Annotated in this window: 2 protein-coding genes and 1 pseudogene; all 3 read right to left on the bottom strand. The window is 42.0% G+C overall.

Going from position 1 to position 1,325, the window contains the following annotated elements; genetic code table 11:
- Window positions 1–237, bottom strand: a pseudogene (trwG, locus tag ACFINZ_RS09690) (type IV secrection system protein TrwG); the annotation flags it as partial.
- Complete coding sequence (gene trwH, locus ACFINZ_RS09685; RefSeq protein ID WP_011181338.1) at window positions 234–380, bottom strand: type IV secrection system protein TrwH; 147 nt, start codon at window positions 378–380, stop codon at window positions 234–236. The pseudogene trwG and the gene trwH, both read right to left, overlap by 4 nt.
- A 167-nt stretch (window positions 381–547) precedes the next feature.
- Window positions 548–1,325: type IV secretion system protein (locus tag ACFINZ_RS09680; protein WP_375701409.1), on the bottom strand; the 778-nt coding region annotated here is incomplete at its 5' end.

The raw sequence follows: 1,325 nt of genomic DNA, 5'->3' as shown, positions 1-1,325 counted from the left end.
TGCACCAGTTGTGTTATCAACGCGTAATACCAAGGGAGTGGGTGCTGGTTGGGAAAAGCCGACAACCCCGCACATCATGCCGAATAACCCAAAAACCCCAACAACACCTGCTACTCGCCACGCTGTTTTGCGCGACTTTATAAATTCGCTGATGAGTTCACGTTCCAAGCCGCGGCTTTCTTCATAGTAGCTATTTAGTTGTTCGGCTTTTATTGGTTTTACTTGTTTTTTTGTCATATTGCTCCTCGTTGAATTTCGATAGGGACTGTTTTGTTAACAGGCACGCGATTCCAATTATTAGGTTGTTTTGGCTTTGGAGCTAACGTACCGCAAGCTGATAAAAGCCCAGCAATTAAAGTTGCAAAAATGATTGATTTCATTGTACCATTCCTTATTCAACTTTTAAATTCAACCTAACACTTTTTTATCATTATTTCAATTTTGATTATAAAGTATATAGCCTGTAAGTTTCTTTATTTTCTTGATTTTGTTTTTGTTGAGGCAAATGACTTTTGACAGTGCAGATATCTTCTCTTGTGTTTACAGGTTATTTGACTGTGCGATTGCTGTACGAGGTCTTTCTTTCTCCTGCACCTGGGGTCCAGAGATGTCTAAAAGTAACGCCTTTTGCCAGAGCATTGGCAATGCTTGACAATTTGAGCAACAGCACTGTGGAAATAATGGAAAGGATAAGCGCACCACCAAGCGTGTAACCGACATTTTGCTGACCATCAAATTTAATATCAGACATGTAGTTTGCAAAGATATGCATCATCAAGCTAAATATGGTTGCTAAGAGGACGACGAGAATTGTATAGTTGAGAATTTGAACTATCCATTGTTCGAATAAGCGATAGGTTGGTTGCCAAAGGAGGGCGATGATGAAGAATGGTCCGAGTCCGACGAGCAGCACAAGTGCGATTTTTGCTAGCAGGATGAATGCGCCACCGATTGCGGCTAGGAAGCTTGTTGCGAGTAAAATGAGGATGCCGAAGAGACCGTAGAGTAACCCATCAGCATCCAAGAAAGCAGCTTCCTCGAAAGCTTTGCTTGCGGATTCGAACCCTTTTTCAGCTACCTTATCAATCAAGGCGTTTAATTGCGTTTCTTGTGGCGAATTGTTTATTAGCGCGCTTGATAAATCATTAGGTATGTCTATGATCAATTTAGCAATGTCTGTTTGATAAAGTCCTGCTGTGAGAGCAATTGAAGTAATAATACTGATGCGCAGGCATCGGCTTAGGAAACCTGCGAGGGGCATTTCTATTGCCCCACGCATGATGAGCCATCCATCGACGATGAAAGCGATGGTAAGAGCGATTGAT

This window comes from Bartonella sp. AA81SXKL, assembly GCF_042196945.1.
Lineage (GTDB): Bacteria > Pseudomonadota > Alphaproteobacteria > Rhizobiales > Rhizobiaceae > Bartonella.
This window is presented reverse-complemented; position numbering and strand designations above follow the sequence as displayed.

Coding starts and splice junctions, on each gene's coding strand:
- trwH (WP_011181338.1), bottom strand. CDS start 380: ATGAAATCAATCATTTTTGCAACTTTAATTGCTGGGCTTTTATCAGCT.